This is a genomic window from Vogesella oryzae (assembly GCF_902829295.1).
In the GTDB taxonomy this organism is placed as follows: Bacteria; Pseudomonadota; Gammaproteobacteria; order Burkholderiales; family Chromobacteriaceae; genus Vogesella; species Vogesella oryzae.
In genome coordinates this window covers 1-25,635 of record NZ_CADEPL010000021.1, presented here as the reverse complement: position 1 = coordinate 25,635, position 25,635 = coordinate 1, and the positions used below count along the sequence as shown (strand labels likewise).

Genomic DNA, 25,635 nt, shown 5'->3' with positions numbered 1-25,635 from the left:
CAGCCACTTATGCGGGCTGATTCCGTTATAGCCGGACGGTATGGCAAGAAGCAAGGGCGTGCCGCAGGCACGCCCTTGTCGTTGCGGCCAACGTTGGCCGCATGTTGCTAGTGGCTGCGCTCGCCGGTCTGTAGCCGCCACAGCGCGGCGTAGCTGCCGTTGCGTGCCAGCAGCTGCTCGTGGGTGCCGGTCTCGACGATACGTCCCTGTTCCAGCACGTGGATGCAGTCGGCATGGCGCACGGTGGACAGGCGGTGGGCGATCACCAGCGTAGTGCGGCCCTGCGACACCACCTCCAGCGAGCGCTGGATGGCGGCTTCGGTCTCGTTGTCCACCGCGCTGGTGGCTTCGTCCAGCACCAGAATTTTCGGATCTTTCAGGATGGCGCGCGCCAGCGCCAGCCGCTGGCGCTGGCCGCCGGACAGCTTCTGGCCGCGCTCGCCCACCGGGGTGTCGTAGCCTTGCGGCAGGCGGGCGATGAACTCGTCGGCCTCGGCGGCGCGCGCGGCGGCGATGATGTCATCGCGGCTGGCCTGTGGCATGCCGTAGGCGATGTTGGCCGCCACCGTGCCGTCGGTCAGGAACACATCCTGGCTGACGTAGCCGATGGCGCGGCGCAGGTCGGCCAGGGCCAGCTGGCGGATGTCGTGGCCATCGAGGGTGATGCTGCCGTGCGGCGACTCGTAAAACCGCAGCAGCAGCTTGATCAGCGTGCTCTTGCCGGAGCCGGTGGCGCCGACAAAGGCCACGGTGTGGCCGGCGGGCACCTGCAGCGTGACATCCTGCAACACCGGCTGCGCGCCGTAGCCGAATGTCAGCCGATTGAAAGCCAGACTGCCGGATACTTGCGTCGCCGGCAGCGGCTGGCCGTGGTAGTCGATGATCAGTGGTGCGGCCAACACGCCCAGTACGCGGTCGATGGCGGTCATCGAGCGCTGGTACAGGTCGGCAATGTCGGCCAGGCCGGTCAGCGGCCACAGCAGGCGCTGCGTCAGGTACACCAGTACCGAGTAGCTGCCGACGCCGATGGCGCCGGACAGCGCCAGGTAGCCGCCGTAGATCAGCGTGACCACGAAGCCGCCCAGGATCGCCATGCGGATCACCGGAATGATGGCGGACGACAGGCGGATGGCGTTGGCGTTGGCCGCACGGTAGCGCTCGCTGGCCTCGCGGATATGGCCTGCCTCGAACTCCTCGGCGGTAAACGCCTTGATGGTGGCGATGCCGAGCAGATTGTTGTTCAGCCGACCGTTGACCACCCCGGCGGCCTCGCGCACCGCGGCATAGCGCGGCGCGATGCGGCGCTGGAACCAGAAGGTGCCGAACAGGATCAGCGGCACCGGAAACAGTGCGATGGCGGCGAGGGTAGGCGCTAGGTAGAAGAACACCGCGCTGACCAGCACGCTGGAGCACAACACCTGGATGATGCTGTTGGCGCCGCCGTTGAGAAAGCGCTCCATCTGGTTGATGTCGTCGTTGAGGATGGACAGCAGGTTGCCGGTGCTCTTGTTCTCGAAATAGGCCAGCGGCAGCTTCTGCACGTGGCGGTAGGCGTCCAGCCGCAAATCGTGCTGCAGGTTCTGCGCCAGGTTGCGCCAGCGCAGCTGGTACAGGTATTCGAACAGCGACTCTCCGCCCCAGATCAGCACGGTGAGCAGCCCCAGCCACAGCAGCTGGTGGAAGGTGTCGGTGATGCCGAGGCGGGCCAGGAATGAATCCTGCTTGCTGACTACCACATCCACCGCCACACCGATCAGCACCTCCGGCAGGATGTCGAAAAACTTGTTGCAGGCGGAGAACAGGCTGGCAAGATACGCATCCCGCCGGTAGTGGCGGGCGTACTGGAACAGTCGCGTTAATGAAGAGTTCATGGCCGTGGTGGATAGTAGCGGGGATGCGCCATTGTACGCGACCGTCATCGAAAGCAGGGTCAGACCAACAAGGTTGTCGCTTGTGCCGCCAGCGCGGCCGGGCAGGCGCCAGCAACGAAAAGGCAGGGAAGCAACATGAGTGAACAGAGCATGAATCAGCGCGAGTTGAGCATGTCGGTATTGATGACGCCGGACATGGCCAACTTTTCCGGCAACGTACACGGCGGCGTGCTGCTGAAGTTGCTGGATCAGGTGGCCTACGCCTGTGCCAGCCGCTATGCCGGCTGCTACGTGGTCACGCTGTCGGTGGACCAGGTGCTGTTCAAGCAGCCGATCCACGTCGGCGAGATGGTGACCTTCTACGCCAGCGTCAACCACGTTGGCCGCACCTCGATGGAAGTCGGCATTAAGGTTGTGGCGGAAAACATCCAGCAGCGCAGTGTGCGCCACACCAACAGCTGCTACTTCACCATGGTGGCTTACGACAACGGCCAGGCTATGCCGGTGCCACCGCTGAGCCTGGATACCGATACCCACAAGAAGCGCTTCCGCGAGGCCGAAATCCGCAAGCAGATGCGGCTGGAAGCGGCCCGCAAGATGGAAGAGTCCACCGGCGGCTAAGGTGGTGCGTGGCAGCGGCCGGCTTGCCGCCGCCGCTGCCTGCCGCGACAATGCCGCCTTTTCCCGCCCACGGACCCGCAGCATGTTCCAGCTGATTGCCACCGACCCGCGTTTTTACGTGATTGCCAAGGCGCCGGGTGTCGGCTTCCACCGCGAGGGCGACGAGCCGGGCTTGCTGGAAATCGTGCGCGCCGGCCTGCAGGACGAGGCATTGTGGCCGGTGCACCGGCTGGACAAGGTTACCTCCGGCCTGATCGTGCTGGCGCGCAGCCAGCCGGTGGCGGCGGCGCTGGGGGCCGCCTTTGCCGGGCGCGAGGTGCAGAAGTATTACCTGGCGCTGTCCGATGCCAAACCCAGTCGCAAGCAGGGGCTGATCAAGGGCGATATGGAGAAGGGGCGTGGCGGCGCGTGGAAGCTGTGCCAGACGCAGCAGAACCCGGCGGTGACGCAGTTCTTCAGTCACTCGCTGGCGCCGGGCCGGCGGCTGTTCGTGCTGCGCCCGCGCACGGGCAAAACCCACCAGCTGCGGGTGGCGATGAAGTCGCTGGGCGCCCCCATTCTTGGCGATGCACTGTATGGCGGCAGTGCCGCCGACCGCACCTATCTGCATGCCTATGCGCTGAGTTTTGCGCTGGATGGCGAGACGTTCGGGTTCAGCAGCCCGCCCCAACATGGCGAAGGTTGGCCGCAACCGCAGCTGGCCGACTATCTGGCGGCCAACCCGCCGGCAGCGCTGCCGTGGCCGGTGCTGTAACCTGGTGTGATCATCCGGTTATATTCAAGTGCTGCAAAATTCCAAAGCGACTTTCTGCTGCAAGTAACTGATTTTGTTTGTAAAAGCATTTGTTGTTGCCGCAAGGGTTGGCCGCAGTGCGGAACGGCCGGACGCAAGCCGGTATAATGCGCCGCATCAAGGAGAGCGTGATGACCCTGCCCGAATTCAAATATCTGGAAGATTTTGTCGGCAATACCCCGCTGGTACGTTTGAAGCGCCTGCCCGGCAACAGCAGCAACGTGGTGCTGGTAAAGCTGGAAGGCAACAACCCGGCCGGCTCGGTGAAGGACCGCCCGGCGTTATCGATGATCCGTCATGCCGAGGCGCGCGGCAGCATCAAGCCCGGTGACACGCTGATCGAGCCGACCAGTGGCAATACCGGCATCGCGCTGGCGATGGCGGCCACCATGATGGGTTACAAGATGATCCTGGTGATGCCGGAGAACTCCAGCCAGGAGCGGGTGGATACCATGCGTGCCTATGGCGCCGAGGTGATCCTGACGCCGAAAGAACAGTCCATGCCGGGTGCCATCGACGAGGCGCGGCGGCTGGAGGCGGCCGGGGTTGGCCGCATCCTCGACCAGTTCGGCAATCCGGATAATCCGCTGGCGCACAGCGAGGGCACCGGCCCTGAAATCTGGCGCGATACCGCCGGCACGGTGACGCATTTTGTCTCCAGCATGGGTACCACCGGCACCATCATGGGTACCAGCGCCTATCTCAAGCAGCAGAATCCGGCGATCCAGGTCATCGGCGTGCAGCCGCAGCCCGGCAGCCAGATTCCGGGGATCCGCAAGTGGGAAGACGAATACCTGCCCAAAATTTGCGATTTCTCGCGCATCGATCAGCTGGAACTGGTAGACCAGCATACCGCCGAGGAAACCGCCCGCCGTCTGGCGCGCGAGGAAGGCATCCTCGCCGGGCCGTCGTCCGGCGGTGCGCTGGCCGTCGCCTTGCGCCTGAACCAGCAGCTGCAGAACGCGGTGATCGTTTCCATTGTCTGCGACCGCGGCGACCGTTACCTGTCTACCGGTCTGTTTTCCTGATTCAACGTTGGCCGCAGGCTGCGGCCAACCCTGATGTGCTCATATCATGGCCCAACACGTATTTTCGCCGCCCTCCGACGGCTCGCTCAGTCCGCGTTCCTGGTACCAGGCTGCCAGCCAGCAGCCGGGCTTCATTCACGATGCCGCGCAGGCCGCCGCCATCGAGCGGCTGGACGAATTGTGGCAGGCGCTGCACGAGTTCAAGGACAAGCGTAACCGCTTCCTGGGGCGCAGCCTGCGCAAGCCGCCAGTGCCGCGCGGCCTGTATTTCTGGGGCGGGGTAGGGCGCGGCAAGAGCTTCCTGATGGATGCCTTCTATAGCTGTGTCGGTTACCGCCGCAAGCGGCGGGTGCATTTCCACCACTTCATGGCGGAAATCCACAAACAGCTACGCACGCTGTCCAACGAGGCGGATCCGTTGCAAAAAGTGGCCGAACGCATCGCCCACGATGTGCGGCTGCTGTGTTTTGACGAGTTTCACGTCAGTGACATCGCCGACGCGATGATGCTGGGGCGGCTGTTTACGGCGCTGTTCGAGCACGGCGTCATCTGCGTGATGACTTCCAACTATCCGCCGGACGATTTGTATCCGAACGGTCTGATGCGCAGCAACTTCCTGCCGACCATTGCCTTGCTAAAAGCCAACCTGGATGTGATCAATGTCGATGGTGGCAACGATTACCGCCTGCGCGAGCTGATCCGCGAGCCGCTGTTCCTGGTGCCGGCGGGCGACGATGCCTCAGCGCGACTGGAGGCGATGTTCGACCGTCTGGCAGGTGCCGCCCCGGAGTTGCCGCATGTGCTGGAAGTGCTGGGGCGCGAGATTCCGCTCAAGCGTCATGCGCCGGGCGTGGTCTGGTTCGATTTTCGCGCCATCTGCGATGGTCCGCGCTCGCAGACCGACTATCTGGAAATCGCCAGCGAATACCACACCGTGTTTGTATCGGATATTCCGAAGCTGGCGGCGCGGGACTCGGCGATTGCGCGCCGGCTGACCTGGCTGGTGGATGTGTTCTACGACCACCGCGTCAAGCTGGTGGCATCCAGCGCGGTGCCGGCGGAAGAGGTGTATACCGATGGCGTGCAGGCTAGCGAGTTCTTCCGTACTGCCAGCCGTCTTACCGAGATGCAGTCGCAGAGCTATCTGCAACTGCCGCACCTGGTGGATAACTTCAAGATCGGCGAAGGCGTGATCGAAACCTGAGCGCCGGTTTTAATCAACGACAAGGCCGCAGCGTGCTGCGGCCTTGTCGTTGGGTGGCGCTTATTGCGCGGCCAGCGGCACCAGCAGCGGCTGGTAGCCCAATTCGCGCAGGCGCTGCATGGCTTCCTCCGCTTCGGCGCGGGTGCGGAACGGGCCCAGCTGGACGCGGGTCTCGGTGCGTGCGGTCAGCCCATGCTTTTTCAGGTCGGATACCAGTTTTTCGGCGTTGCTGGGGCTAGCAAACAGGCCAAGTTGCAGCTGGTACCCCAGTGATGTCTGGGTATGGGGCGTCAGGGCCGGCAAGCGGGCTGGGGGCGGTAACGGTACTGCCTTGCCTGGCACGGTTGCGACGCTTTCCGATCTGGCGGGAGGCGCGGTAGTCGGCAACTGGGTGGCAACCGCCGCAGTTTTGCTGGCGGTGTCAGCCGGCTGCGGTAGCGGTTTGTACGGCGGTGTCTGCGGGATGGCCGCAGGCTTGGCCTGAGCGATGGCGGCAGCGAGCGGCGTGCTGTGTTTGGGTGCCGGGGTGACGCTCTGAGGGCTGCCCGGTTGCGGGGCTGCCGGGCTGTTGCCATCCGGTGGCGTGATGCTGTCTGCGGCCTGTGGCGCGGCGATGGCCGGCGTGCTGGCGGCCTGCGGGGCGCTGCTTTCCGGTAGCTGAGCGATGACCAGTGCCGGGGCCGATGTGTCGTTCTTGTTGACGATACGGCCGGAGCTTACCGGTGTGCTGCTGCTGGCGGGGGGCTTCTTGTCGCCACTATTGAAAGACTCCAGTACCGGAATGGCTGCCAATGCCACGGCAACCAGCCCACCGGCGATCGCAAGGCGCTTGCGCATTTCCGGAGTCAGGCCGGTAGAAGGAAGGTCAGAGTGCTGCCGGGGGTCGTTGGGCGTGGGCTTCATCGCGTCTTGAATTCAGTGCAGCAAAGGCTGGTGAACGCTGGTAAAATAACGGGTTCCTCAAAATTGGGTAACCCGCAGGCTCGCTTGTGAGCCTGTCAAGTGTAACCATTTCGCTTGTAAACAGGGAGATTTATATGGCAATCGAACGTACTCTTTCCATCATCAAGCCGGACGCAGTCGCCAAGAACGTTATTGGCAAGATCTACGACCGTTTTGAATCCGCCGGCCTGAAGATTGTTGCTGCCAAACTGAAGCAACTGTCCCGCGCCGAAGCCGAAGGCTTCTACGCCGTACACAAAGAACGTCCGTTCTTCAATGACCTGGTGTCCTTCATGATCTCCGGCCCGGTAATGATCCAGGCGCTGGAAGGTGAGAACGCCGTTCTGAAGAACCGCGAACTGATGGGCGCTACCGATCCGAAGAAAGCAGAAGCCGGCACCATTCGCGCCGATTTCGCCGATTCCATCGATGCCAACGCCGTACACGGTTCCGACAGCCTGGAAAACGCTGCTATCGAAGTAGCCTATTTCTTCGCTGCTACCGAAATCGCTGCACGCTAAGTTGTATCCGGCGGCCGCCATTGGCGGCCGCCTTTATTCAGAGTATTGCCATGAAGACCAACCTGCTCGACTTCAACCTTCCCCAGCTCACCGAACACTTTGCCGCCATGGGCGAAAAGGCGTTCCGTGCCAAGCAGATCATGCGCTGGATGCACCAGATGGGCGAAGCCGATTTTGATGCCATGACCGATATCGCCAAGGGGCTGCGTGCCAAGCTGCACGAGACGGCCATTGTCGGTGTGCCGGAGCTGATGGTGTCGCAGGAGTCGGAAGATGGTACCCGCAAGTGGCTGCTCGACGTCGGCACCGGCAACGGTGTCGAGACCGTGTTCATCCCGGAGGATGACCGCGGCACCTTGTGCATATCATCTCAAGTCGGCTGTGCGCTGGAGTGCACCTTCTGCTCCACCGGCCGTCAGGGCTTCAACCGCAACCTGACTACAGCCGAGATCATTGGCCAGTTGTGGTGGGCCAACAAGGCGATGGGCGTTACCCCGCGCAACGAGCGCGTCATCTCCAACGTGGTGATGATGGGTATGGGCGAGCCGCTGGCCAACTTCGATAACGTGGTGTCGGCACTGCAGATCATGCTGGATGACCACGGCTACGGCCTGAGTCGCCGTCGCGTGACGGTGTCCACCTCCGGCATGGTGCCGCAGATGGATCGGCTGAAAGAAGCCTGTCCGGTGGCGCTGGCGGTCAGCCTGCATGCGTCCAATGACCGCATCCGTGATGAAATCGTGCCGCTGAACAAGAAATACCCGCTGAAAGAGCTGATGGCGGCCTGCCAGCGCTATCTGGTGAAAGCGCCGCGCGATTTCATTACCTTTGAATACGTGATGCTTGACGGGGTCAACGACAGACCGGAACATGCGCGTGAACTTATTGCGCTGGTACGTGACGTACCGTGCAAGTTCAATCTGATTCCGTTCAACCCGTTCCCTAACTCCGGTTACGAGCGTTCCAGCAACAATGCCATTCGTGCCTTCCGTGAAATCCTGCAGGAGGCCGGCTTTGTGGTGACGGTGCGCAAGACGCGCGGCGACGACATCGATGCTGCCTGCGGCCAACTGGCCGGCCAGGTGCAAGACAAGACCAAGCGCCAGGAGAAGTGGATACGCATCAGCGAGGAAAGATCCTGATGATCAATACACGCGTCACTGCTTTGTTGCTGGCGGGCCTGTTGGCCGCAACGCCGGCCATTGCTGCCTCTTCCTCCACGCGGGAACTGGCACAGACGCGTGCCTTGCTTGCCATCGAGTACATGAAGTTCGGCAATATGCGTGTTGCCATGGAAAACGCCGAGTTGGCTATCTCCACCGACCCCGGTTTTCAGTCCGGTTACCTTGCCAAGGCGCTGATCCTGATGCGGCTAGGGGTGGACAAGGAGGCAGAAACGGCTTTCCAGCAAGCACTGCGTATCGATGCGGGCAACCCGGAAGTCAATAACAACTACGGCAACTTCCTGTGTGGACGTGGCCGCTTTGACGAAGCATTGCAGCGTTTTGATCGTGCGTTGGCTGACCCTTTCTTCGCCACCCCGCAAAGCGCCATGGTGAACAAGGCCTTGTGCCTTGAACGCATGAAGCGCCCTGACGAGGCCAACCAGCTGCTGCTGGCGACCCTGCGCCGGGTGCCGAATGACCCTGCGGCCTTGCGTGAACTGGCGCGGATGGCGATTGATGGTAATAACGTCCAGCTGGCGGATTTTTACTATCAGCGCCTGGGTATCGACGAGCAGCGCGCCAATTCAGCCGAACTGTGGCTGGGGGTGCGCATGGCCAAGCTCAAGCACGATGATGATGCGCGCGAGCGCTTTGCCGCGCAGCTCAAGAAACGTTTTCCGGATAGTTCCGAAACCCAACAGCTCTTAAGTGGAAACTGATTTCAGCATGCAGCCTCAGGATTCGACTTTGTCCCCCGCCCAACAGATCGGCCAGCAACTGCGTACTGCACGCGAAGCCCAAGGCCTTAGCCTTCTGGATGTGGTTGATCGTCTCAAATTGTCCCCGCGCCAGCTGGAAGCTATCGAAGCAGGTCAGTTCGACCGCTTGCCCGGCGTGACTTTCGTCCGTGGTTTTGTGCGTAACTACGCCCGTTTTCTGGAACTGGATAGTGATGGCCTGATGGCGCTGCTGGATGCACAGTTCCCGCCAGTGAAGGTGGAGCCGGCGCCGGTTGTGGCCGCGGTGGCAGAACAACGCCCGGCCCGCAGTGGCAAGAACTGGCTCTGGCTATTGCCGTTGCTGGCCGCTGGTGGTGTCATCGGCTGGTTGCAGTTCGCTAAACAGACGACTTCCAGCAGCGAGCCGCAAGCGTTGCAGCTGGAGGTGCAAGGCGCGAGTGTGCCGGTAGTCGAGTCGAGCCTGCCCGCGGCCGAGCAGAAGGCAGAGGCGAGTGCGATGCAAGCGGTAGCGCCGGTTGTCGCCAGTGCGCCAGCCGTTGCCGCGCCGGTTGTTGCGGCCAACCCGGCCCCGACCGCTTCGGCACCGGTTGCCGCTGCCGGTGAAAAGAGCGTACGTCTGACTACCCGCCAGGAGTCCTGGGTGGAAGTCAGCGATGCGCACGGGAAAAAAGTCATTTTCGGACTGCTGCCGGCCGGCAGTGACAAGCAGGCAACGGGTGTACCGCCATTCAAGCTCACTATCGGCAATGCAGCCCAGGTCGATCTCGCCTATGACGGCGCTGCTGTCGACCTGAAGAGCAAAATTCGCGGTACTACCGCCAAATTCGAACTCAATTGAATATCGTGATGGACGTGACAAGCAAACGCCGCCAGACGCATCAGGTTGCCATTGGCAACGTGATGGTCGGCTCGCAGCACCCGGTGATGGTGCAGTCGATGACCAATACCGATACTGCCGATGCCAGTGCGACCGCGCAGCAGGTATACGAACTGGCGCAGGCTGGTTCGGAAGTGGTGCGCATTACTGTCAATAGCCCGGAGGCGGCGGCAAAAGTAGCGGAAATTCGTCTGCGCCTCGACGATATGGGCTGCGATGTGCCATTGGTGGGCGACTTCCATTTTAACGGCGAGCGGCTGCTGAAAGAGTTTCCGGACTGCGCCCGTGCGCTGGGAAAGTACCGTATCAATCCGGGTAATGTCGGCAAGGGCGCCAAGGGCGACGAAAAATTCGCCTACATGATCCGCGCCGCGATCGAATACGACAAACCGGTACGTATCGGGGTTAACTGGGGCAGCCTGGATCAGGCATTGCTGGCGCGCATGCTGGACGCCAACAGTCATGCGGCCAACCCCAAACCGCTGGAAGTGGTGATGCGCGAGGCGCTGATCGTGTCGGCGCTGGAGTCTGCCGACAAGGCGATGGAACTGGGCTTGCCTGCCGATCATATCCTGCTGTCGTGCAAGGTCAGCAATGTGCAGGACCTGATCACCGTGTATCGCGATCTGGGTAGCCGTTGCCAGTTCCCGTTGCATCTGGGCCTGACCGAAGCCGGCATGGGCAGCAAGGGCATTGTGGCTTCCAGCGCTGCTTTGGCGGTCTTGCTGCAAGAAGGCATTGGCGACACCATTCGCATCTCGCTGACACCGCAACCGGGCGAGGCGCGCACCAAGGAAGTGGTGGTGGCACAGGAGCTGCTGCAGACCATGGGCCTGCGCTCCTTTACGCCGCTGGTCACCGCCTGTCCGGGCTGCGGCCGTACTACCAGCACCTTCTTCCAGGAGCTGGCAGACAGTATCCAGACCTATCTGCGCGAGCAGATGCCGGTGTGGCGCCTGCAGTATCCGGGGGTGGAGGATATGAAGGTGGCGGTAATGGGCTGTGTGGTCAACGGCCCGGGCGAGTCAAAGCTGGCCGATATCGGCATCAGCCTGCCGGGGACCGGGGAAGTGCCGGTGGCGCCGGTATACGTGGATGGGCACAAGGATGTCACGCTCAAGGGTGACAATATTGCGGCCGAGTTCAAGGCCATCGTCGACAACTACGTGTTGACCCGCTACGGCGAGGGCGGTGCCAAGCGCCGCGAGCCAGTGAGCCGCACCATCCCGATCAAGTCGCTGTGATGCGGCCAACCTGTAAAGAATCTGACTGTTTCCGGAACGAGTAATGGCACAAAAAATACAAGCGATTCGCGGCATGAATGATGTGCTGCCCGCCGAGTCGCACCAGTGGGAATATTTTGAAACCGTGCTGCGCGGCTGGCTGCACGATTATGGCTACCAGAACATTCGCACCCCCATCGTGGAAAGTACGCCGCTGTTCGTGCGCTCGATCGGCGAGGTGACCGATATTGTGGAAAAGGAAATGTATTCCTTTACCGATGGCCTCAATAACGAACCGCTGACGCTGCGCCCGGAAGGGACCGCCGGTACCCTGCGCGCGGTGGTGGAGCACAACCTGCTGTACAACACCACGCAGAAGCTGTGGTACATGGGCCCGATGTTCCGTCACGAGCGGCCGCAGAAAGGCCGTTACCGCCAGTTCCACCAGATCGGGGTGGAAGCTTTGGGCATGAATGGTCCGGATATCGATGCTGAAATCGTCGCCATGACCGCCGAGTTGTGGCGCCGTCTGGGGCTGGCCGGCAGCGTGCGTCTGGAAATCAATACCCTGGGTAACAAGGATGAGCGTGCCGCCCACCGCGAGGCGCTGATCAAGTACCTGGAAGGTCATCTCGACATCCTGGATGAAGACGGCAAACGCCGCCTGTACAGCAATCCGCTGCGCGTGCTGGATACCAAGAATCCGGCGCTGCAGGAAATGGCCAATGGCGCGCCGCGTCTTATCGACTATCTGGGTGAAGAGTCGCGTCGCCACTACGAGGGCTGGAAGTCGCTGATTGCAGCTCTGGGTATCGAGTACGTGGAAAATCCGCGTCTGGTGCGCGGCCTCGACTACTACAACCAGTCGGTATTCGAGTGGGTCACCACCGAGCTGGGGTCGCAAGGGACTGTTTGTGCCGGCGGCCGTTATGACGGTCTGATCGAGCAGCTGGGTGGCAAGCCGGCACCGGGTATCGGTTTCGGTATGGGCATGGAGCGGGTTCTGTTGCTGCTGGCCGAGAAGGGCCTGCTGCCGCAGCGTCGTACCGTGGATGCCTTCATCGTCAACCAGGGTGAAGGCGCGGCTGCCTACGCCATGCAGCTGGCACAACAGCTGCGCCAGGCCGGTATGAGCGTGGTGCAGCACATGGGTGATGCCAGCTTCAAATCGCAAATGAAGAAGGCCGATGGTAGCGGTGCCGCAGTGGCGCTGATCATCGGTGAAAACGAAGTGTCCGCCGGACAGGTAGTGGTGAAGCCGCTACGTGCCGAGCAGGCACAGGAAACCGTTGCTGCGGCCAACGTGGTAGCCACGGTTAGCCGCTTCAAGGCTGAATAAAGGGGAGGCCATGGCCTACGACTTGCAGGAACAGGAACAGATCGACACGCTGAAGGCGTTCTGGTCGCAGTGGGGAAAACTGATCGGCGGTGCGGTGCTGGCGGTTTCGGTGGGCTTTCTCGGCTTCAAGGGCTGGCAGTATTACCAGCGCACCCAGGCCGAAGCGGCTGCCGTGATCTATAGCCAGCTGGAAACCCAGCTGCAGACTGGCAAGCTGGAGCAAGTAAAGTCAGCGGTTGCTCTGCTGCAGCGTGACTATCCTTCGTCAGCATTGTCATCCAATGCGGCTTTGCTGGCCGCCAAACTGGCTTTCGATCGCAATGATCTGGGCTTTGCCCGTGCGCAGCTGAAGTGGGTGATTGCCCAGCAGGGGGACGAAGTGGTAACGGCAGTAGCGCACCTGCGCCTTGCCACCGTACTGCTGGATGAAAAACAGTACGATGCCGCATTGAGCGAACTGTCCCAGCCCCACCCGGCTACGTTTGACAGCCCGTTTCTTGACCTGAAGGGCGACGTACTGGTGGCACGTGGTGATATCAGTGGTGCGCGCGAAAGCTACAAGGCGGCATTGGCCAAGGCGGCTCCGGATGCGCCGGCACGCGACTTTATCCAGACCAAGCTGGACTCCGTAGGGAACTGACATGAAACGTTACTTGCTTGCTACTGCCATTGCCCTGCCACTGCTTTCGGGTTGCGCCTCCTGGTTTGTCGGTGATGACGCCTATCAGCCAACCCCGCTGGCCGACTTCAAGCCGGAACAAACCCTGCATGTGAAGTGGGAGGTATCGGTACCGGAGGCCAAGAATGGCCTGTTCCCGCCGTTTTACGATGCCGGCACACTCTGGGTGGCTGGTGAGGATGGACAGGTCAAGGCACTGGAAGCGCTGAGCGGGCGCACCATGCAAACCCTGGATCTCAAGCAGGAGTTGAGTGCAGGTGTGGCGGCCGCTGACGGCATGGTGTTTGCCGGAACCAATGCTGGCGAACTGCTGGCAGTAGAAAGCAAGAGTGGCAAGGTTATCTGGCGCCAGACGCTGACCAGCGTACTGGCCGAGCCGCCACAGTTGGCCAGCAAGTTGCTGGTTGTACGTACCGGCGATGGCCGTATTACAGCATTCGACCGCGCCAGCGGCCGGCAGCTGTGGACGCAATGGCAACCGTTGCCGGCCTTGACGGTGCGGGCGACTACACCGCAGATCAAGACCGAAGGCGATGATGTGCTGCTGACTGGCGAGACCGGCGGCAAGATCGCGGTGTACGCGGTAGAGCAGGGGCGTCAGCTGTGGCAAGCCACGGTGGCTTCGCCACGTGGCGCCAGCGAGCTGGAACGCGTGACCGATGTGGTCAGCCAGCCGGTATTTGATGGCAGCCGGGTATGCGCGGTAGCGTTTCAGGGACGCACCGCCTGCTTCGAGGCGCGCGGCGGCCAGCTGTCTTGGGCGCGGGATGTCGGTAGCAGCCGTGGCCTGTCGCTGGATACCAGTGCCGTCTATGTGACGGCAGAAGATGGCGCGATCTGGGCATTCGACATTGAGTCCGGTCGCAATTTGTGGAAACAGGATAGTTTCCGCTATCGCAATGTCACCGCACCGGTAAAGCTGGGTAACCAGTTGCTGGTGCTCGATGGCGAAGGCTATGCACACCTGCTTTCGCCTCTTGATGGACACACGGTTGGCCGCAGCAGGCTCGACGTTCGCGGCACTATGAGCCGCCCGCTGGTACTGGGCGACTCCGCCTATGTGTACGGCAAAAACGGTACGCTGGCTGCTCTGACCCTCTAAGCTGTAAAAGATGAAACCAACTATTGCCCTGGTGGGCCGCCCCAATGTGGGCAAATCAACGCTGTTTAACCGGCTGACCCGCTCGCGCGATGCGCTGGTTGCGGATCAGCCGGGTCTTACCCGCGACCGTCACTATGGCCATGGCCGTGTCGGTAGCAAACCGTACCTGGTGGTCGATACCGGCGGTTTCGAGCCGGTGGTGGACGAAGGTATTCTGTTCGAAATGGCGCGGCAGACGCTGCAAGCCGTGGACGAGGCCGATGCCATCGTGTTTCTGGTGGATGGCCGCACCGGTCTGACGCCGCAGGACAAGATCATTGCCAACCGTTTGCGCCAGTCCAAGCAGCCGGTGTTTCTGGCCGTGAACAAAGCCGAAGGCGTCAATCACGCGATGGCGGCCGCCGAGTTCCACGAGCTGGCACTGGGCGACCCGTATACCATCTCGGCTTCGCACGGCGATGGCGTACGTGAACTGGTGGAAATGGTGCTGGAGCACTTCCCGGATGCCGAGGAAGAGGACAAGACCCATCACCCCAAATTTGCCATCATCGGGCGCCCCAACGTAGGCAAATCGACGCTGGTGAATGCCATTCTGGGCGAGGAGCGCGTCATTGCTTTCGACCAGGCAGGGACCACGCGCGACAGTATCTATATTGATTTCGAGCGCGAAAGCCGCAAATACACCATTATCGATACCGCTGGCGTCCGTCGCCGCGGCAAGGTCAACGAAGCCATCGAGAAATTCTCGGTGATCAAGACCATGAAGGCGATCGAGGATGCCAACGTGGCGGTGCTGGTGCTGGATGCGCAGCTGGATATTTCCGAGCAGGATGCCACCATCGCCGGCTTCGCGCTGGAAGCCGGTCGCGCGCTGGTGGTAGCGGTAAATAAATGGGAAGACCTGGAACTTCAGCAGAAAGACACCATCAAGCGGGATATCCTGCGCAAGCTGGGCTTTCTGGATTTTGCCAAGTTCCATTACATCTCGGCGCTGGAAGGCCGCGGGGTAGGCGATCTGTTCAAGTCCATCGACGATGCCTACAAGGCGGCGATGAGCAAGCTGCCGACGCCGAAACTGACCCGTATCCTGCAGGTAGCCACCGAGCGCCAGCAGCCGCCGCGTGCCGGTACCGTGCGTCCGAAGTTGCGCTATGCGCACCAGGGCGGCATGAACCCGCCGATTATCGTGATTCACGGTAACGCGCTGGATCGGGTTCCGGAAAGCTACACCCGTTATCTGGAAGGTATGTTCCGCAAGGCTTTTCATTTGCAAGGCACGCCGCTGCGGGTACAGTACAAATCAAGTGACAACCCGTTTGAGGTCGAAGCCACAGGCGGCAAACCAGGTTTGATGCGCCATAAGGGCCTCAAATAGTCGGCTGGAATTTTTTATGCTACAAAGACTGCTAGCACCAGCCCGCTTGAACCGAATTACAGAAACTCTTTGAAATTGGAGAACAAAAAATGAGCGCCAAAGGGCAAATGTTACAAGACCCGTTTCTGAACATTCTGCGCAAGGAACACGTACCGGTATCCATCTACCTGGTAAACGGTATCAAGCTGCAGGGTCAGATCGAGTCCTTTGACCAGTATGTCGTTCTGCTGAAAAACACCGTGACCCAGATGGTATACAAGCATGCCATCTCCACTGTGGTACCGGCCCGTCCGGTAAGCATCCCGCACGAGCACCACGCTGCCAAGCCGGAAGCACAGGACGCCTAACTTTTGCTTCATCTCGGGGGCTGGCCGATCAAACGATCGGCCAGCCCCCATTTCTTGAAAGTTTCCCCTAGTGTTTGACCGTCCCGACCTGGGTGACCAGGCAGTTCTGGTATGTCTGGATTTTGGTGAGGCCGACTACGAAGAAGGCGTCTCCGAATGTGTTGAGCTGGTAAAGGGCGCCGGTGTTGGCGTCTGCGGTATTGTGCGCGGCAAGCGGCAACGGCCGGATGCGGCACTGTTTGCCGGCAAGGGCAAGGTCGAGGAAATCGCGGCCATGGTGCGGGCTACCGGTGCCAATGTGGTGATTTTCAACCATGACCTCAAGCCGATCCAGGAGCGCAACCTGGAGCGCGAGATGCAATGCCGCGTGGTGGATCGTGTCAGCCTGATTCTGGATATTTTTGCCCAGCGCGCGCGTAGTCATGAAGGCAAGCTGCAGGTGGAACTGGCGCAGTTGTCACACATGGCTACCCGTCTGGTACGCGGCTGGACCCACCTGGAGCGGCAAAAGGGCGGTATCGGCTTGCGCGGTCCGGGCGAGACGCAGCTGGAAACCGACCGTCGCTTGCTGGGTATTCGCGTCAAGGCGTTGAAAGAGCGCCTGGCTACCGTGCAGAAGCAGCGCAAAACCCAGCGGCGGGGACGGGCACGCTCCGGCGTTGCCTCGGTGTCCATCGTTGGCTATACCAACGCCGGCAAATCCACGCTGTTCAATGCGCTGACCAAGGCCAATATTTATGCGGCCAACCAGCTGTTCGCCACGCTGGATACCACCAGCCGCCGCTTGTATATCAATCAGGATGTGTCGATTGTGCTGTCGGATACCGTCGGCTTTATCCGCGATCTGCCGCACTCGCTGGTGGCGGCCTTTCGCGCCACGCTGGAAGAAACCATCTCCGCCGACTTGCTGTTGCATGTTGTCGATTCGGCCAGCGATATGCGTGACCGTCAGGTAGAAGAGGTCAACAAGGTGCTGCAGGAGATCGATGCCGCCGAGGTGCCGCAGCTGCTGGTATGGAACAAGACCGATTTGCGCGAGCTGCCGCCGGAAATCATTCGTGATGAGCACGGTATTGTCGTCGGCGTGCGGGTGTCGGCGCTGACCGGTGCCGGCTTGGAACTCCTGCGGGAGGCGATTGCCGAACGCGTGTCTGGAACGACAGCAACGCATACTCAACAAGAAGACTCCTATGGCACAGAATGGTAACAATCGTGGCCCCGATGACGGGCCGCCGGATCTGGATGAAGTATTCCGCCAGCTGAATGAAAAGCTGTCCCGTCTGCTGGGGGGCAAGCCTCGCCAGCCACAAGCCCCTAATACTGGCAATGGCGGCCCGCGCATGAGCGGTGGCATGCGTTTCGGTGCCGCCGGTTTGCTGCTGGTGCTGGGCGGCTTATGGCTTGCCAGCGGTTTTTATGTAGTGGACGCCCGTGAAGAGGGGGTTGTACTGCGGCTGGGGAGTTATAACCGCAGCAGCGAATCCGGCTTGCAGTGGCATGCGCCATATCCGTTCGAGCAGGTCGAAATCGTCAACCTTACCCAGCTGCGCAGCGTGGAAATCGGCTATCGCAGCAATGCCAAGAACCGGGTGAAGGAAGAGTCGTTGATGCTGACCGAGGACCAGAACATCATCGATGTTCAGCTATCGGTACAGTACGACGTGAAAGATGCACGCGACTTCCTGTTCAATAACCTGGCGCTGGAAGACGATGCGCAGGACGTAGTGAAGCAGGCGGCGGAAACCGCGATTCGTGAAGTGGTTGGCCGCAGCAAGGTGGACTTCGTGCTCAACGAGGGGCGCGGCCAGGTAGCGGCGGAAACGCAGAGCATCATGCAGGGCATCCTCGATCGCTACCGTCTCGGGGTACGCGTGGCCAAGGTCAACATCAACGATGTGCAGCCGCCGGAAGAGGTGATTGCTGCCTTTGACGATGCCGTGAAAGCCGGTCAGGACAAGGAAAAGCTGCGCAATGAAGGCCAGGCCTACGCCAATGACGTGGTGCCCAAGGCGCAGGGTCTGGCATCGCGGTTACTGGAAGAGGCGCAAGGTTACAAACAGAAAGTCGTTTCTACTGCCGAAGGTGATGCTGCACGCTTCCAGAGCGTGTTGGCCGAATACACCAAGGCGCCCAAAGTCATGCGCGACCGTCTGTACCTCGACATGATGCAGCAGGTGCTGTCCAACAGCAGCAAGGTGTATGTGGATCAGAAGTCCGGCAACAATCTGTTGTATCTGCCGCTGGACAAACTGATGCAGCAGTCTGCCGCGGAGCGTGCCGCCGAGCCTAAGGCTCCTGCGATTCCGCAGACTGACAGCCAACCCGCCCTGGCGCCACGAGCGCACACCGAACGCGAAGTCATTCGCGGCCGCTAAGAGGACACACAGATGGAACGAATGTTTCCCGTCATAATCGCTATTGCGGCCAGCCTGTTGCTTGCTGCCGGTTCGCTGTTTACCGTTGACCAGCGTCAGTTCGCCATGGTGTTCCAGTTTGGCGAGGTGGTGGATGTCATCAAGGCGCCGGGTATCCACTTCAAGATCCCGCTGATGCAGAACGTGCGCTATTTCGACCGTCGTATCCAGACCATCGATCCGGAGGCGCCCGAACTATTCAACACCCGAGAAAAGAAGAACGTGCTGGTCGACAGCTTCGTCAAATGGCGCGTGACCGATGTCGAGCGCTTCTACAAGAGCGTGGGCGGTAACGAAACTGTGGCGGTGCAGCGCCTGCGTCAGACCATCAACGACGGTCTGCGTGCCGAGTTCGGCCAGAAAACCGTCGCCGATGTCATCTCCGGCAAGCGTGATGAGGTGATGGAGATCGTGCGCAAGCGTGCCGATAGCGAGGCGCAGAAGATCGGCGTGGCTATTCTGGATGTGCGGCTGAAGCGGGTGGACTTTCCGGAGAAAATCAGCGATTCGGTATTCGAGCGCATGAATTCCGAGCGCCGTACCGTGGCAAACCAGCTGCGCAGCGAAGGCTCTGCCGAGGCCGAGCGTATCCGTGCCGATGCCGACCGTCAGCGCGAGGTGATTCTGGCCGATGCCTACCGCCAGGCCCAGCAGCTGAAAGGCGAGGGCGATGCCAAGGCAGCGGCAATTTATGCCCAGGCCTACGGCAAGAACCCGGAGTTCTATGCTTTCTGGCGTAGCATGGAAGCCTACAAGCAGACCTTCCACAACAAGAGCGATGTAATGGTGCTCGACCCCAGTTCGGATTTCTTCAAGTATTTCAAGCGTGCGCAACCGGGTTCACGCTGATACAATTTGGGCTGACATTTAGGCACGTTGGCCGCAGGCCGCGCTGCTGAATAACAAGGCGGGATTGTGAATCCCGCCTTTTCTTGTGTGTAAGGCAAAATGCGCAACTGGCTGTTACCCGAACATATCGCCGACATTCTGCCGGCAACCGCACGTCAGGTGGAAACTGCCAAGGCAGCGATGCTGGAGCTGTTCCGCGTTTCCGGCTACGAACTCGTGCTGCCGCCGCTGGTGGAATTTGCTGACGCGCTGGTGTCCGACGACGATGCCACGCTGGATCTGAAAACCTACAAGCTGGATGACCATCTCTCCGGTCGCCAGCTTGGCCTGAGAGCCGACATTACCCCCCAGGTCGCACGTATCGATGCCCACCTGCTGTCTTCGCGTACCGGCGTTACCCGCCTGTGTTACGCCGGCAGCGTGGTACATGCCCGTCCGTCCGGGCTGATGAGCTCACGCGAGCCGCTGCAGGTAGGCGCCGAGTTGTACGGCTACGCCGGCATCGAGGCCGACGTGGAAATCATCGGCCTGATGCTGGATGCGCTGGCCCAGGTCGGTGTGCAGCAGGTACGACTCGACGTTGGCCACATCGGCATCTTCCGCGGTCTGGCAGCGGCTGCCGGTCTGGCTGCCGACGTGCGGCAGGAGCTGTTTGCCGCCCTGCAGGCCAAGGACATTGCTACCGCCGCCGAACTGGTGGCTGGCGTTGCCGAACCGTATCGCAGCGCCTTCCTGGCGCTGCCGGAGCTGTATGGCCCGGCCAGCGTGCTGGAAAAGGCGCGTAACCGTTTGCCGTCGCTGCCGGAAATCGAACTGGCGCTGATGCAGTTGTCTGCCATTGCCGCCGCCGTAGGCGAGCGCGTGCAGGTGAGTTTCGATCTGGCCGAGTTGCGCGGTGATGCCTACCACACCGGCCTGATGTTTGCCGCTTATGCGCCGGGCTGGTCCGAGGCGCTGGCGCGAGGCGGACGCTACGACAACGTTGGCCGCCGTTTCGGCCGCGCGCGTCCGGCGACCGGCTTCAGTCTGGATCTGCGCGATCTGGTGCGCATCCTGCCGCAGCGCGATAGCGCGCAAGGCATCAAGCTGGCCGCGCGCCTGCTGCCGCAAGCAGCGGCCAAGGTGGCCGAACTGCGTGCCGCCGGCGAACGCGTGATCATCGATTACCTGGGCGAATCAGCTGATGCACTCAACTGTGACCGCGAACTGCAGTTCGCCGCCGGTGAGTGGCAGCTGGTCCCTTTCAAATAATTTGAACTTGAAACAGAAGAGGTTTTTTCCAATGTCCAAGAATGTCGTGGTGATCGGTACCCAGTGGGGTGACGAGGGCAAGGGCAAGATTGTTGACTGGCTTACCGACCACGCGCGCGCCGTCGTGCGCTTCCAGGGCGGCCACAATGCTGGTCACACCCTGTGGGTCAACGGCAAGAAAACCGTTCTGCGCCTGGTGCCGTCCGGCATCCTGCGCGAAGGTGTGGATTGCTTCATCGGTAACGGCGTGGTGCTGTCGCCGGAAGCGCTGCTGAAAGAACTGGACGAGCTGGAAGCTGCCGGCGTTAACGCCTCGGCACGCCTGAAGATCGCCGAAGGCTGCCCGCTGATCCTGCCGTACCATGTGGCGCTGGACCAGGCGCGTGAAGCTGCGCTGGGCGCTGCCAAGATCGGTACCACCGGCCGCGGTATCGGCCCGTGCTACGAAGACAAGGTTGCCCGTCGCGCCCTGAAGGTGATCGATCTGTTCAACCCGGAACGCTTCGCCAGCAAACTGAAGGAAAACGTAGACTACTACAACTTCCTGCTGACCAATCTGCTGAAGGCCGAACCGGTAAGCTACGACACCATCCTGGCCGACACCATGAAGCTGGCTGAGCGCATCAAGCCGATGGTGGCCGACGTTTCCCGCACCCTGTACGACATGGACAAGGCTGGCATTCCGATCCTGTTCGAAGGCGCCCAGGGCACCCTGCTGGACATCGACCACGGTACCTATCCGTTCGTGACCTCGTCCAACTGTGTTGCTGGTGCCGCCGCACCGGGCGCCGGTGTGCCGCCGCAGATGCTCAACTACGTGCTGGGTATCGTGAAGGGTTACTGCACCCGCGTCGGTTCCGGTCCGTTCCCGTCCGAGCAGGACAACGAAGTCGGCGCCTTCCTGGCCAAGAAAGGCAACGAGTTCGGTTCCGTGACCGGTCGTCCGCGTCGCTGTGGCTGGTTTGATGCTGCCGCGCTGAAGCGCTCTATCCAGATCAACGGCGTTTCCGGCCTGTGCGTGATGAAGCTGGACGTGATGGATGGTCTGGAAGAGATCAAGCTGTGCACCGGCTACATGCTGGATGGCAAGCTGGTGGACATCCTGCCGTTCGGTTCCGATGCCGTGACCAAGTGCGAACCGGTATACGAAACCCTGCCGGGCTGGACCGAGTCCAGCGTGGGCGTCAAGCGCTGGGAAGACCTGCCGGCCAACGCCCAGGCCTACCTGAAGCGTATCGAGGAAGTGTGCGGCGCGCCGGTAGACATCGTGTCCACCGGTCCGGACCGCGAAGAAACCATCGTGCTGCGTCACCCGTTCGGCCTGTAAGCCAACGCGTTATGCTGCAAAAAGGCACCGTCTTCTGACGGTGCCTTTTTTCATGCCTGCGGTCAACGGTTGCCGGTAACCGCAGGGAATGGTGGCTAGCGCTGTTGCAGCCAGACGGCCGCCTGCTGGCGGGTGCGGGCGTTGTGTACCTGGTGGAAACCAGCCTGTTGCAACTGGCGGCAGGCGGCGGCGCTGCGCATGCCGCTGGTGCAGTACAGCACCAGGGCCGGCGGCTTGCCGGCCTGCAGCCGCTGAATGTGGCTGCCCAGCTGCGCCAGCGGGATGTTGATGGCACCGGGGGCATGGCCGGAGGCGTACTCCTGCGGCTCGCGTACGTCGATCAGCAGGGTGCCGGCCGGCAGTGCCGGCGCAGGCGCGGGAGAAAACAGTTTTTTCAGCCAGGCAATCATGGTTGCTTTCCGGAGGTGGCAAATAGCGGTTTGAGGTTGGCGATCACACTGTCGTCCAGCGTGCCTGCGGCGGCGTGCAGCGCCAGCCACTGGTACAGGGTCTGGTAGCGCAGCAGCGCACGCTGCTTCACTACCTCGGCGACACCCTGTTCGGCATTGAGCAGGTCCAGCGTGGTGCGCGCCCCTTCCTCGCGCCCCATCCGGGTGGCATCAAGCTGGCGGCGGGCCGCCTGTTCGGCCAATTGCAATGCGGCCAACCTGCTCTGGCCCTGGCTTACGCCCAGCCAGGCGTTATGCACCGCATCGTTTACCGCCAGTGCCGCGGCATTGACACCGGCTTCGGCGGCATCTTGCCGCGCCAGCGCCTCGCTGTACTTGGCATCGCGATAGCCGCCGGTATACAGCGGGATGGTCAGCTCGACGCCGACGAACTGCTGCCGGCTCCGCTGGCTGGCATCGCTATCGCGCCAGCGCTCGTCACCGGCACGGGCGACCAGCTCCAGTTTCGGGCTGCCGCCGGCGCTGTGCTTGCCGGCCTCCAGTCGCGCGGCATCGCGGCCAGCCTGGCTGGCCTGTAACTGCGGGTTGCGCTGCCGAGCCTGCTGTTGCCAGTCGGTCAGCGGTGCCAGTGCCGGTAGCGGCAGGGTGCCGCCGGCGGGCAGGTCTTGCAGGGTGGCTGGCGGCAGGCCGGTGAGGTCGCTCAGGCGTTGTACCGCCAGCTGGTGTTGCTGTTGCAATGCCAGGGTATCGGCATCCAGCAGTGCCAGCCGTGCGCGGGCTTCTTCCAGATCGGTAATCGGTGCATCGCCAGCCTGGTAGCGTGCCTGGGTGGCATCCAGTGCCTCGCGGGTGGCGCGTTGCTGCTGCGCCAGTGCGGCCAGCTGGGCATCGGCTGCCAGTACGTCGAAATAGCGGGCGGCCAGCTGCAACATCGCCTGCTGCCGAGCGGCGACAAGGTTGGCCGCACCGGCCTGACCCTGTGCGGCCAACTGTCCGGCCGTGGCACTGGCGCTGGCGTCATACAGCATCTGGCGTGCTTCCAGCCCCCACCACTGCCGCGTACCGCCGCTGACCTTGCTTTCGAATTCCACCTGATCCGAACTCATGCCGGGGGTGACGAAGCGGGCGCCGCGGGTGAGCTGGTCCATGCTGCCCCAGCCTCCGCCGGCCACCAGCCCGAGCTTGGGCCGCAGCATGGCGCGGCCCTGGGCGGGCAGGGTGGCATCGGCGCGGCCGTTAGCCTCGCTGGCGGCCAGTTGCGGATCGTGTCCGCGTGCGGCCTGCCAGGCTTGCTGCAGATCCAGGGCCTGCGCGGCAGGCATCAGTGCCAGCGCGATCAGGGCCGGCAACAACAGGCGTGTCATTTGCGGGCTCCGCAGCTGGCCTGCTCCGGTACGCCCAGCTTTTTCAGCAGCAGGGCCAGCGGGCAGAAGTTGGTGAGCGAGAACTGGAACAGGTTGGCGCCGACGAAGGCGGTCAGCCACAGCCAGTATTTGCTGACGAACAGCGGGCTGGCTTCGGCGCCCAGTGCCAGTGACAGCAGGATCATGAAGCCGGCAAAAAAGCGGATGGCGCGTTCGATAGTCATGATAGTTACCTTTCAGTGGTCGCTGCCGCGGCCTGGCCACGGAAGGCGATGTAGTAGAGCAAGGGGATCACCACCAGCGTCAGCAGGGTGGAGACGAAAATGCCGAAGATCAGCGAGATGGCCAGACCGTTGAAGATCGGGTCGTCGAGGATGAACAGCGCGCCGATCATCGCCGCCAGGCCGGTCAGGGCGATCGGCTGTGCGCGGGTGGCGGCGGAGCGCACCACAGCGGTGGCGAAGTCCATGCCGCCGGCCACCTCCAGGCGGATGAAGTCCACCAGCAGGATGGAGTTGCGCACGATGATGCCGGCCAGCGCGATCATGCCGATCATGCTGGTGGCGGTGAACGGCGCGCCCAGCAGTGCATGGCCGGGCATCACCCCCACCAGCGTCAGCGGAATCGGCGCCATGATGATCAGCGGCATCAGGTAGGAGCCGAAGTGCGCCACCACCAGCAGGTAGATCAGCACCAGGCCCACCGCGTAGGCGGCACCCATGTCGCGGAAGGTTTCATAGGTGATCTGCCATTCGCCATCCCACTTGATGGCGTACTGGCGCTGGGTGTCCTGCGGCTGGTGGATGAAGTACTCGCCCAGCGGCTGCAGGTTGGCGGTCTGGATAGTGGCCAACTGGCTGCGCATCTCGAACATGCCGTACAGCGGGCTGTCCTCGCCGCCTGCCATGTCGCCGACCACATAGTCCACCGCTACGCCGTCCTTGCGCATGCGCGGGCGTTCCACCTGCGCCGGCACCGCTTTGACCAGCCCGGACAGCGGCAGCACGCTGCCGTCACCGGCGCGTACCGGCAGTGCCAGCAGCGCATCGGTATTGGCCTGCGCCGCCAGCGGCAGGCGCAGCTGCACCGGCACCGCGTACTTGCTGTTGTCGTGCAGCCAGGTGGCGTTGTCGCCGCCCAGGCCTGCGGCCAACGTGGCGACAATGGCGGCCTGCGGCACGCCGCGCTGCATGGCTTTCTCGCGGTCGATCAGCAGCACGGTTTTCGGGCCTTGCGGCTGCACGCTGCTATCCACGTCCACGATATGGCTGCTGCGCTTGAACAGCGCCTCCAGTTGCTGCGTCACGCTGGCGCGGCCGGCGGCGGACGGGCCGTAGACCTCGGCCACGATCGGCGCCATCACCGGCGGACCCGGCGGTACTTCCACCAGCTTGATGCGCGCGCCGTAGCGTTGGGCAATTTGGGTGAGTGCCGGGCGGTAGCGCAGGGCGATACGGTGGCTGGATTCGCTGCGCTGGTGCTTATCCAGCAGGTTGATCAGCATGTCGCCGCTTTCATAGCCGCTGCGCAGGTAGTACTGGCGCACCAGACCATTGAAGTTGATCGGCGCGGCGGTGCCGGCATAGGCCTGGTAGTTGACCACCTCCGGCTGCTTGCCCAGCCAGCTACCCATTTCTTTCATCAGCGCGGCGGTGTCTTCCAGCGGGCTGCCGGCCGGCATGTCCACCACCAGTTGCAGCTCGGACTTGTTGTCGAACGGCAGCATCTTCAGCACCACCAGCTTGGCCACCGGCAGTGCCAGCGACAGCGCCACCATGCCGGCGACGCCAAGCCACAGCAGCGAGCGGGCACGGCCGCCAGTCTGCGGGTGCAGGAACGGCGCGAACACCTTGCCGGCCAGTGGCTGCAACTTGGCGGCCAACCCGTCGTGATGCTGGTGGGTCTTGGCCAGCCACAGCCGCGACAACCACGGCGTGAGGATGAAGGCGATCGCCAGCGAGATCAGCATGCCCATCGAGGCATTGATCGGGATCGGGCTCATGTACGGGCCCATCAGGCCGGAGACGAAGGCCATCGGCAGCAGCGCGGCAATCACCGTCAGCGTGGCGAGGATGGTGGGGCCGCCCACTTCGTCTACCGCACGCGGAATCAGCTCGGAGAGGCTGGCTTGCGGATGCAGCTGGCGGTGGCGGTGGATGTTTTCCACCACCACGATGGCATCGTCCACCAGG

25 protein-coding genes are annotated in these 25,635 nt (G+C 62.1%); 19 read left to right on the top strand and 6 right to left on the bottom strand.

Going from position 1 to position 25,635, the window contains the following annotated elements; genetic code table 11:
• Positions 1 to 107 precede the first annotated feature (107 nt).
• On the bottom strand, positions 108 to 1,871 hold the full coding sequence (locus HU218_RS09340) for an ABC transporter ATP-binding protein (protein WP_174874676.1): 1,764 nt from the start codon (positions 1,869 to 1,871) through the stop codon (positions 108 to 110).
• Between the two features lie 135 nt (positions 1,872 to 2,006).
• On the opposite strand from HU218_RS09340, the gene HU218_RS09335 reads away from it, so the two are divergent.
• The 4 genes from HU218_RS09335 (at position 2,007) to zapE (ending at position 5,517) form a co-directional block, all read left to right on the top strand.
• On the top strand, positions 2,007 to 2,492 hold the full coding sequence (locus tag HU218_RS09335; RefSeq protein ID WP_174874675.1) for an acyl-CoA thioesterase: 486 nt from the start codon (positions 2,007 to 2,009) through the stop codon (positions 2,490 to 2,492).
• An 82-nt stretch (positions 2,493 to 2,574) separates the two neighbouring features.
• The gene (locus HU218_RS09330) at positions 2,575 to 3,246 is read left to right on the top strand and encodes a TIGR01621 family pseudouridine synthase (protein ID WP_174874674.1); all 672 of its coding nucleotides are present in this window, start codon (positions 2,575 to 2,577) and stop codon (positions 3,244 to 3,246) included.
• A 170-nt stretch (positions 3,247 to 3,416) separates the two neighbouring features.
• A complete protein-coding gene (gene cysM, locus HU218_RS09325) occupies positions 3,417 to 4,313 on the top strand; it encodes a cysteine synthase CysM (RefSeq protein WP_174874673.1) in 897 nt (298 codons plus the stop codon).
• 46 nt (positions 4,314 to 4,359) lie between these two features.
• The gene (gene zapE / locus HU218_RS09320) at positions 4,360 to 5,517 is read left to right on the top strand and encodes a cell division protein ZapE (protein ID WP_174874672.1); all 1,158 of its coding nucleotides are present in this window, start codon (positions 4,360 to 4,362) and stop codon (positions 5,515 to 5,517) included.
• Between the two features lie 60 nt (positions 5,518 to 5,577).
• Here zapE and HU218_RS09315 read toward each other — a convergent pair whose 3' ends face one another.
• Positions 5,578 to 6,354, bottom strand: coding sequence for an SPOR domain-containing protein (locus tag HU218_RS09315; RefSeq protein WP_246210919.1), 777 nt, complete (start codon positions 6,352 to 6,354; stop codon positions 5,578 to 5,580).
• A gap of 200 nt (positions 6,355 to 6,554) precedes the next feature.
• Between HU218_RS09315 and ndk the strand changes: the two genes are divergently transcribed.
• The 15 genes from ndk to HU218_RS09240 all read left to right on the top strand — a co-directional run bounded on the left by ndk (position 6,555) and on the right by HU218_RS09240 (position 21,669).
• Positions 6,555 to 6,980, top strand: coding sequence for a nucleoside-diphosphate kinase (gene ndk / locus HU218_RS09310; RefSeq protein WP_174874670.1), 426 nt, complete (start codon positions 6,555 to 6,557; stop codon positions 6,978 to 6,980).
• Positions 6,981 to 7,030: 50 nt separating this feature from the next.
• Positions 7,031 to 8,122: a dual-specificity RNA methyltransferase RlmN gene (gene rlmN, locus HU218_RS09305; RefSeq protein WP_174874669.1), complete on the top strand. Its 1,092-nt coding sequence runs from the start codon at positions 7,031 to 7,033 to the stop codon at positions 8,120 to 8,122.
• Positions 8,122 to 8,865, top strand: a complete 744-nt coding sequence (gene pilW, locus HU218_RS09300; protein ID WP_174874668.1) for a type IV pilus biogenesis/stability protein PilW — start codon at positions 8,122 to 8,124, stop codon at positions 8,863 to 8,865. The genes rlmN and pilW overlap by 1 nt, the downstream gene beginning before the upstream one ends.
• Positions 8,866 to 8,893: 28 nt before the next feature.
• Positions 8,894 to 9,724, top strand: a complete 831-nt coding sequence (locus HU218_RS09295) for a RodZ domain-containing protein (protein ID WP_246210911.1) — start codon at positions 8,894 to 8,896, stop codon at positions 9,722 to 9,724.
• A gap of 8 nt (positions 9,725 to 9,732) precedes the next feature.
• A complete protein-coding gene (ispG, locus tag HU218_RS09290) occupies positions 9,733 to 11,007 on the top strand; it encodes a flavodoxin-dependent (E)-4-hydroxy-3-methylbut-2-enyl-diphosphate synthase (protein ID WP_174874666.1) in 1,275 nt (424 codons plus the stop codon).
• Positions 11,008 to 11,050: 43 nt separating this feature from the next.
• Complete coding sequence (hisS, locus tag HU218_RS09285; RefSeq protein ID WP_174874665.1) at positions 11,051 to 12,325, top strand: histidine--tRNA ligase; 1,275 nt, start codon at positions 11,051 to 11,053, stop codon at positions 12,323 to 12,325.
• A 10-nt stretch (positions 12,326 to 12,335) separates the two neighbouring features.
• Positions 12,336 to 12,965: a YfgM family protein gene (locus HU218_RS09280; RefSeq protein WP_174874664.1), complete on the top strand. Its 630-nt coding sequence runs from the start codon at positions 12,336 to 12,338 to the stop codon at positions 12,963 to 12,965.
• A gap of 1 nt (position 12,966) precedes the next feature.
• Positions 12,967 to 14,106, top strand: a complete 1,140-nt coding sequence (gene bamB, locus HU218_RS09275) for an outer membrane protein assembly factor BamB (protein WP_174874663.1) — start codon at positions 12,967 to 12,969, stop codon at positions 14,104 to 14,106.
• A 10-nt stretch (positions 14,107 to 14,116) separates the two neighbouring features.
• Entirely contained in the window at positions 14,117 to 15,481 is a 1,365-nt protein-coding gene (gene der, locus HU218_RS09270; protein ID WP_174874662.1) for a ribosome biogenesis GTPase Der, read from the top strand.
• Between the two features lie 89 nt (positions 15,482 to 15,570).
• Positions 15,571 to 15,828 carry an RNA chaperone Hfq gene (hfq, locus tag HU218_RS09265; RefSeq protein WP_174874661.1) on the top strand — a complete coding sequence of 86 codons (258 nt, stop codon included), beginning with the start codon at positions 15,571 to 15,573 and terminating at the stop codon, positions 15,826 to 15,828.
• Between the two features lie 70 nt (positions 15,829 to 15,898).
• A complete protein-coding gene (gene hflX, locus HU218_RS09260; RefSeq protein WP_174874660.1) occupies positions 15,899 to 17,035 on the top strand; it encodes a ribosome rescue GTPase HflX in 1,137 nt (378 codons plus the stop codon).
• Positions 17,019 to 18,203 (top strand): FtsH protease activity modulator HflK, encoded by a 1,185-nt coding sequence (gene hflK, locus HU218_RS09255; protein ID WP_174874659.1) that lies wholly within the window; start codon positions 17,019 to 17,021, stop codon positions 18,201 to 18,203. The genes hflX and hflK overlap by 17 nt, the downstream gene beginning before the upstream one ends.
• A 12-nt stretch (positions 18,204 to 18,215) precedes the next feature.
• On the top strand, positions 18,216 to 19,091 hold the full coding sequence (gene hflC, locus HU218_RS09250; protein ID WP_174874658.1) for a protease modulator HflC: 876 nt from the start codon (positions 18,216 to 18,218) through the stop codon (positions 19,089 to 19,091).
• 99 nt (positions 19,092 to 19,190) lie between these two features.
• On the top strand, positions 19,191 to 20,342 hold the full coding sequence (locus tag HU218_RS09245) for an ATP phosphoribosyltransferase regulatory subunit (RefSeq protein ID WP_174874657.1): 1,152 nt from the start codon (positions 19,191 to 19,193) through the stop codon (positions 20,340 to 20,342).
• A gap of 31 nt (positions 20,343 to 20,373) precedes the next feature.
• Positions 20,374 to 21,669, top strand: a complete 1,296-nt coding sequence (locus HU218_RS09240) for an adenylosuccinate synthase (protein WP_174874656.1) — start codon at positions 20,374 to 20,376, stop codon at positions 21,667 to 21,669.
• A 95-nt stretch (positions 21,670 to 21,764) separates the two neighbouring features.
• Here HU218_RS09240 and HU218_RS09235 read toward each other — a convergent pair whose 3' ends face one another.
• The 4 genes from HU218_RS09235 to HU218_RS09220 form a co-directional block, all read right to left on the bottom strand.
• A complete protein-coding gene (locus tag HU218_RS09235) occupies positions 21,765 to 22,079 on the bottom strand; it encodes a rhodanese-like domain-containing protein (protein WP_174874655.1) in 315 nt (104 codons plus the stop codon).
• Positions 22,076 to 23,443, bottom strand: coding sequence for a TolC family protein (locus tag HU218_RS09230; protein ID WP_174874654.1), 1,368 nt, complete (start codon positions 23,441 to 23,443; stop codon positions 22,076 to 22,078). Before HU218_RS09230 ends, HU218_RS09235 begins: the two co-directional genes overlap by 4 nt.
• Positions 23,440 to 23,667 (bottom strand): YgaP family membrane protein, encoded by a 228-nt coding sequence (locus HU218_RS09225; RefSeq protein WP_174874653.1) that lies wholly within the window; start codon positions 23,665 to 23,667, stop codon positions 23,440 to 23,442. Before HU218_RS09225 ends, HU218_RS09230 begins: the two co-directional genes overlap by 4 nt.
• Before the next feature lie 5 nt (positions 23,668 to 23,672).
• A partial coding sequence (locus tag HU218_RS09220) for an efflux RND transporter permease subunit (protein ID WP_174874652.1) occupies positions 23,673 to 25,635 on the bottom strand: 1,963 nt, incomplete at its 5' end.

Bases quoted from the DNA above. Each gene is read 5' to 3' on its own strand.
- pilW (WP_174874668.1), top strand. From the start codon at position 8,122: ATGATCAATACACGCGTCACTGCTTTGTTGCTGGCGGGCCTGTTGGCC.
- hflC (WP_174874658.1), top strand. From the start codon at position 18,216: ATGGAACGAATGTTTCCCGTCATAATCGCTATTGCGGCCAGCCTGTTG.
- der (WP_174874662.1), top strand. From the start codon at position 14,117: ATGAAACCAACTATTGCCCTGGTGGGCCGCCCCAATGTGGGCAAATCA.
- bamB (WP_174874663.1), top strand. From the start codon at position 12,967: ATGAAACGTTACTTGCTTGCTACTGCCATTGCCCTGCCACTGCTTTCG.
- HU218_RS09245 (WP_174874657.1), top strand. From the start codon at position 19,191: ATGCGCAACTGGCTGTTACCCGAACATATCGCCGACATTCTGCCGGCA.
- hfq (WP_174874661.1), top strand. From the start codon at position 15,571: ATGAGCGCCAAAGGGCAAATGTTACAAGACCCGTTTCTGAACATTCTG.
- hisS (WP_174874665.1), top strand. From the start codon at position 11,051: ATGGCACAAAAAATACAAGCGATTCGCGGCATGAATGATGTGCTGCCC.
- HU218_RS09330 (WP_174874674.1), top strand. From the start codon at position 2,575: ATGTTCCAGCTGATTGCCACCGACCCGCGTTTTTACGTGATTGCCAAG.
- HU218_RS09235 (WP_174874655.1), bottom strand. From the start codon at position 22,079: ATGATTGCCTGGCTGAAAAAACTGTTTTCTCCCGCGCCTGCGCCGGCA.
- rlmN (WP_174874669.1), top strand. From the start codon at position 7,031: ATGAAGACCAACCTGCTCGACTTCAACCTTCCCCAGCTCACCGAACAC.
- ispG (WP_174874666.1), top strand. From the start codon at position 9,733: ATGGACGTGACAAGCAAACGCCGCCAGACGCATCAGGTTGCCATTGGC.
- HU218_RS09230 (WP_174874654.1), bottom strand. From the start codon at position 23,443: ATGACACGCCTGTTGTTGCCGGCCCTGATCGCGCTGGCACTGATGCCT.
- HU218_RS09280 (WP_174874664.1), top strand. From the start codon at position 12,336: ATGGCCTACGACTTGCAGGAACAGGAACAGATCGACACGCTGAAGGCG.
- hflK (WP_174874659.1), top strand. From the start codon at position 17,019: ATGGCACAGAATGGTAACAATCGTGGCCCCGATGACGGGCCGCCGGAT.
- cysM (WP_174874673.1), top strand. From the start codon at position 3,417: ATGACCCTGCCCGAATTCAAATATCTGGAAGATTTTGTCGGCAATACC.
- ndk (WP_174874670.1), top strand. From the start codon at position 6,555: ATGGCAATCGAACGTACTCTTTCCATCATCAAGCCGGACGCAGTCGCC.
- HU218_RS09335 (WP_174874675.1), top strand. From the start codon at position 2,007: ATGAGTGAACAGAGCATGAATCAGCGCGAGTTGAGCATGTCGGTATTG.
- HU218_RS09340 (WP_174874676.1), bottom strand. From the start codon at position 1,871: ATGAACTCTTCATTAACGCGACTGTTCCAGTACGCCCGCCACTACCGG.
- HU218_RS09315 (WP_246210919.1), bottom strand. From the start codon at position 6,354: ATGCGCAAGCGCCTTGCGATCGCCGGTGGGCTGGTTGCCGTGGCATTG.
- HU218_RS09225 (WP_174874653.1), bottom strand. From the start codon at position 23,667: ATGACTATCGAACGCGCCATCCGCTTTTTTGCCGGCTTCATGATCCTG.
- HU218_RS09240 (WP_174874656.1), top strand. From the start codon at position 20,374: ATGTCCAAGAATGTCGTGGTGATCGGTACCCAGTGGGGTGACGAGGGC.
- zapE (WP_174874672.1), top strand. From the start codon at position 4,360: ATGGCCCAACACGTATTTTCGCCGCCCTCCGACGGCTCGCTCAGTCCG.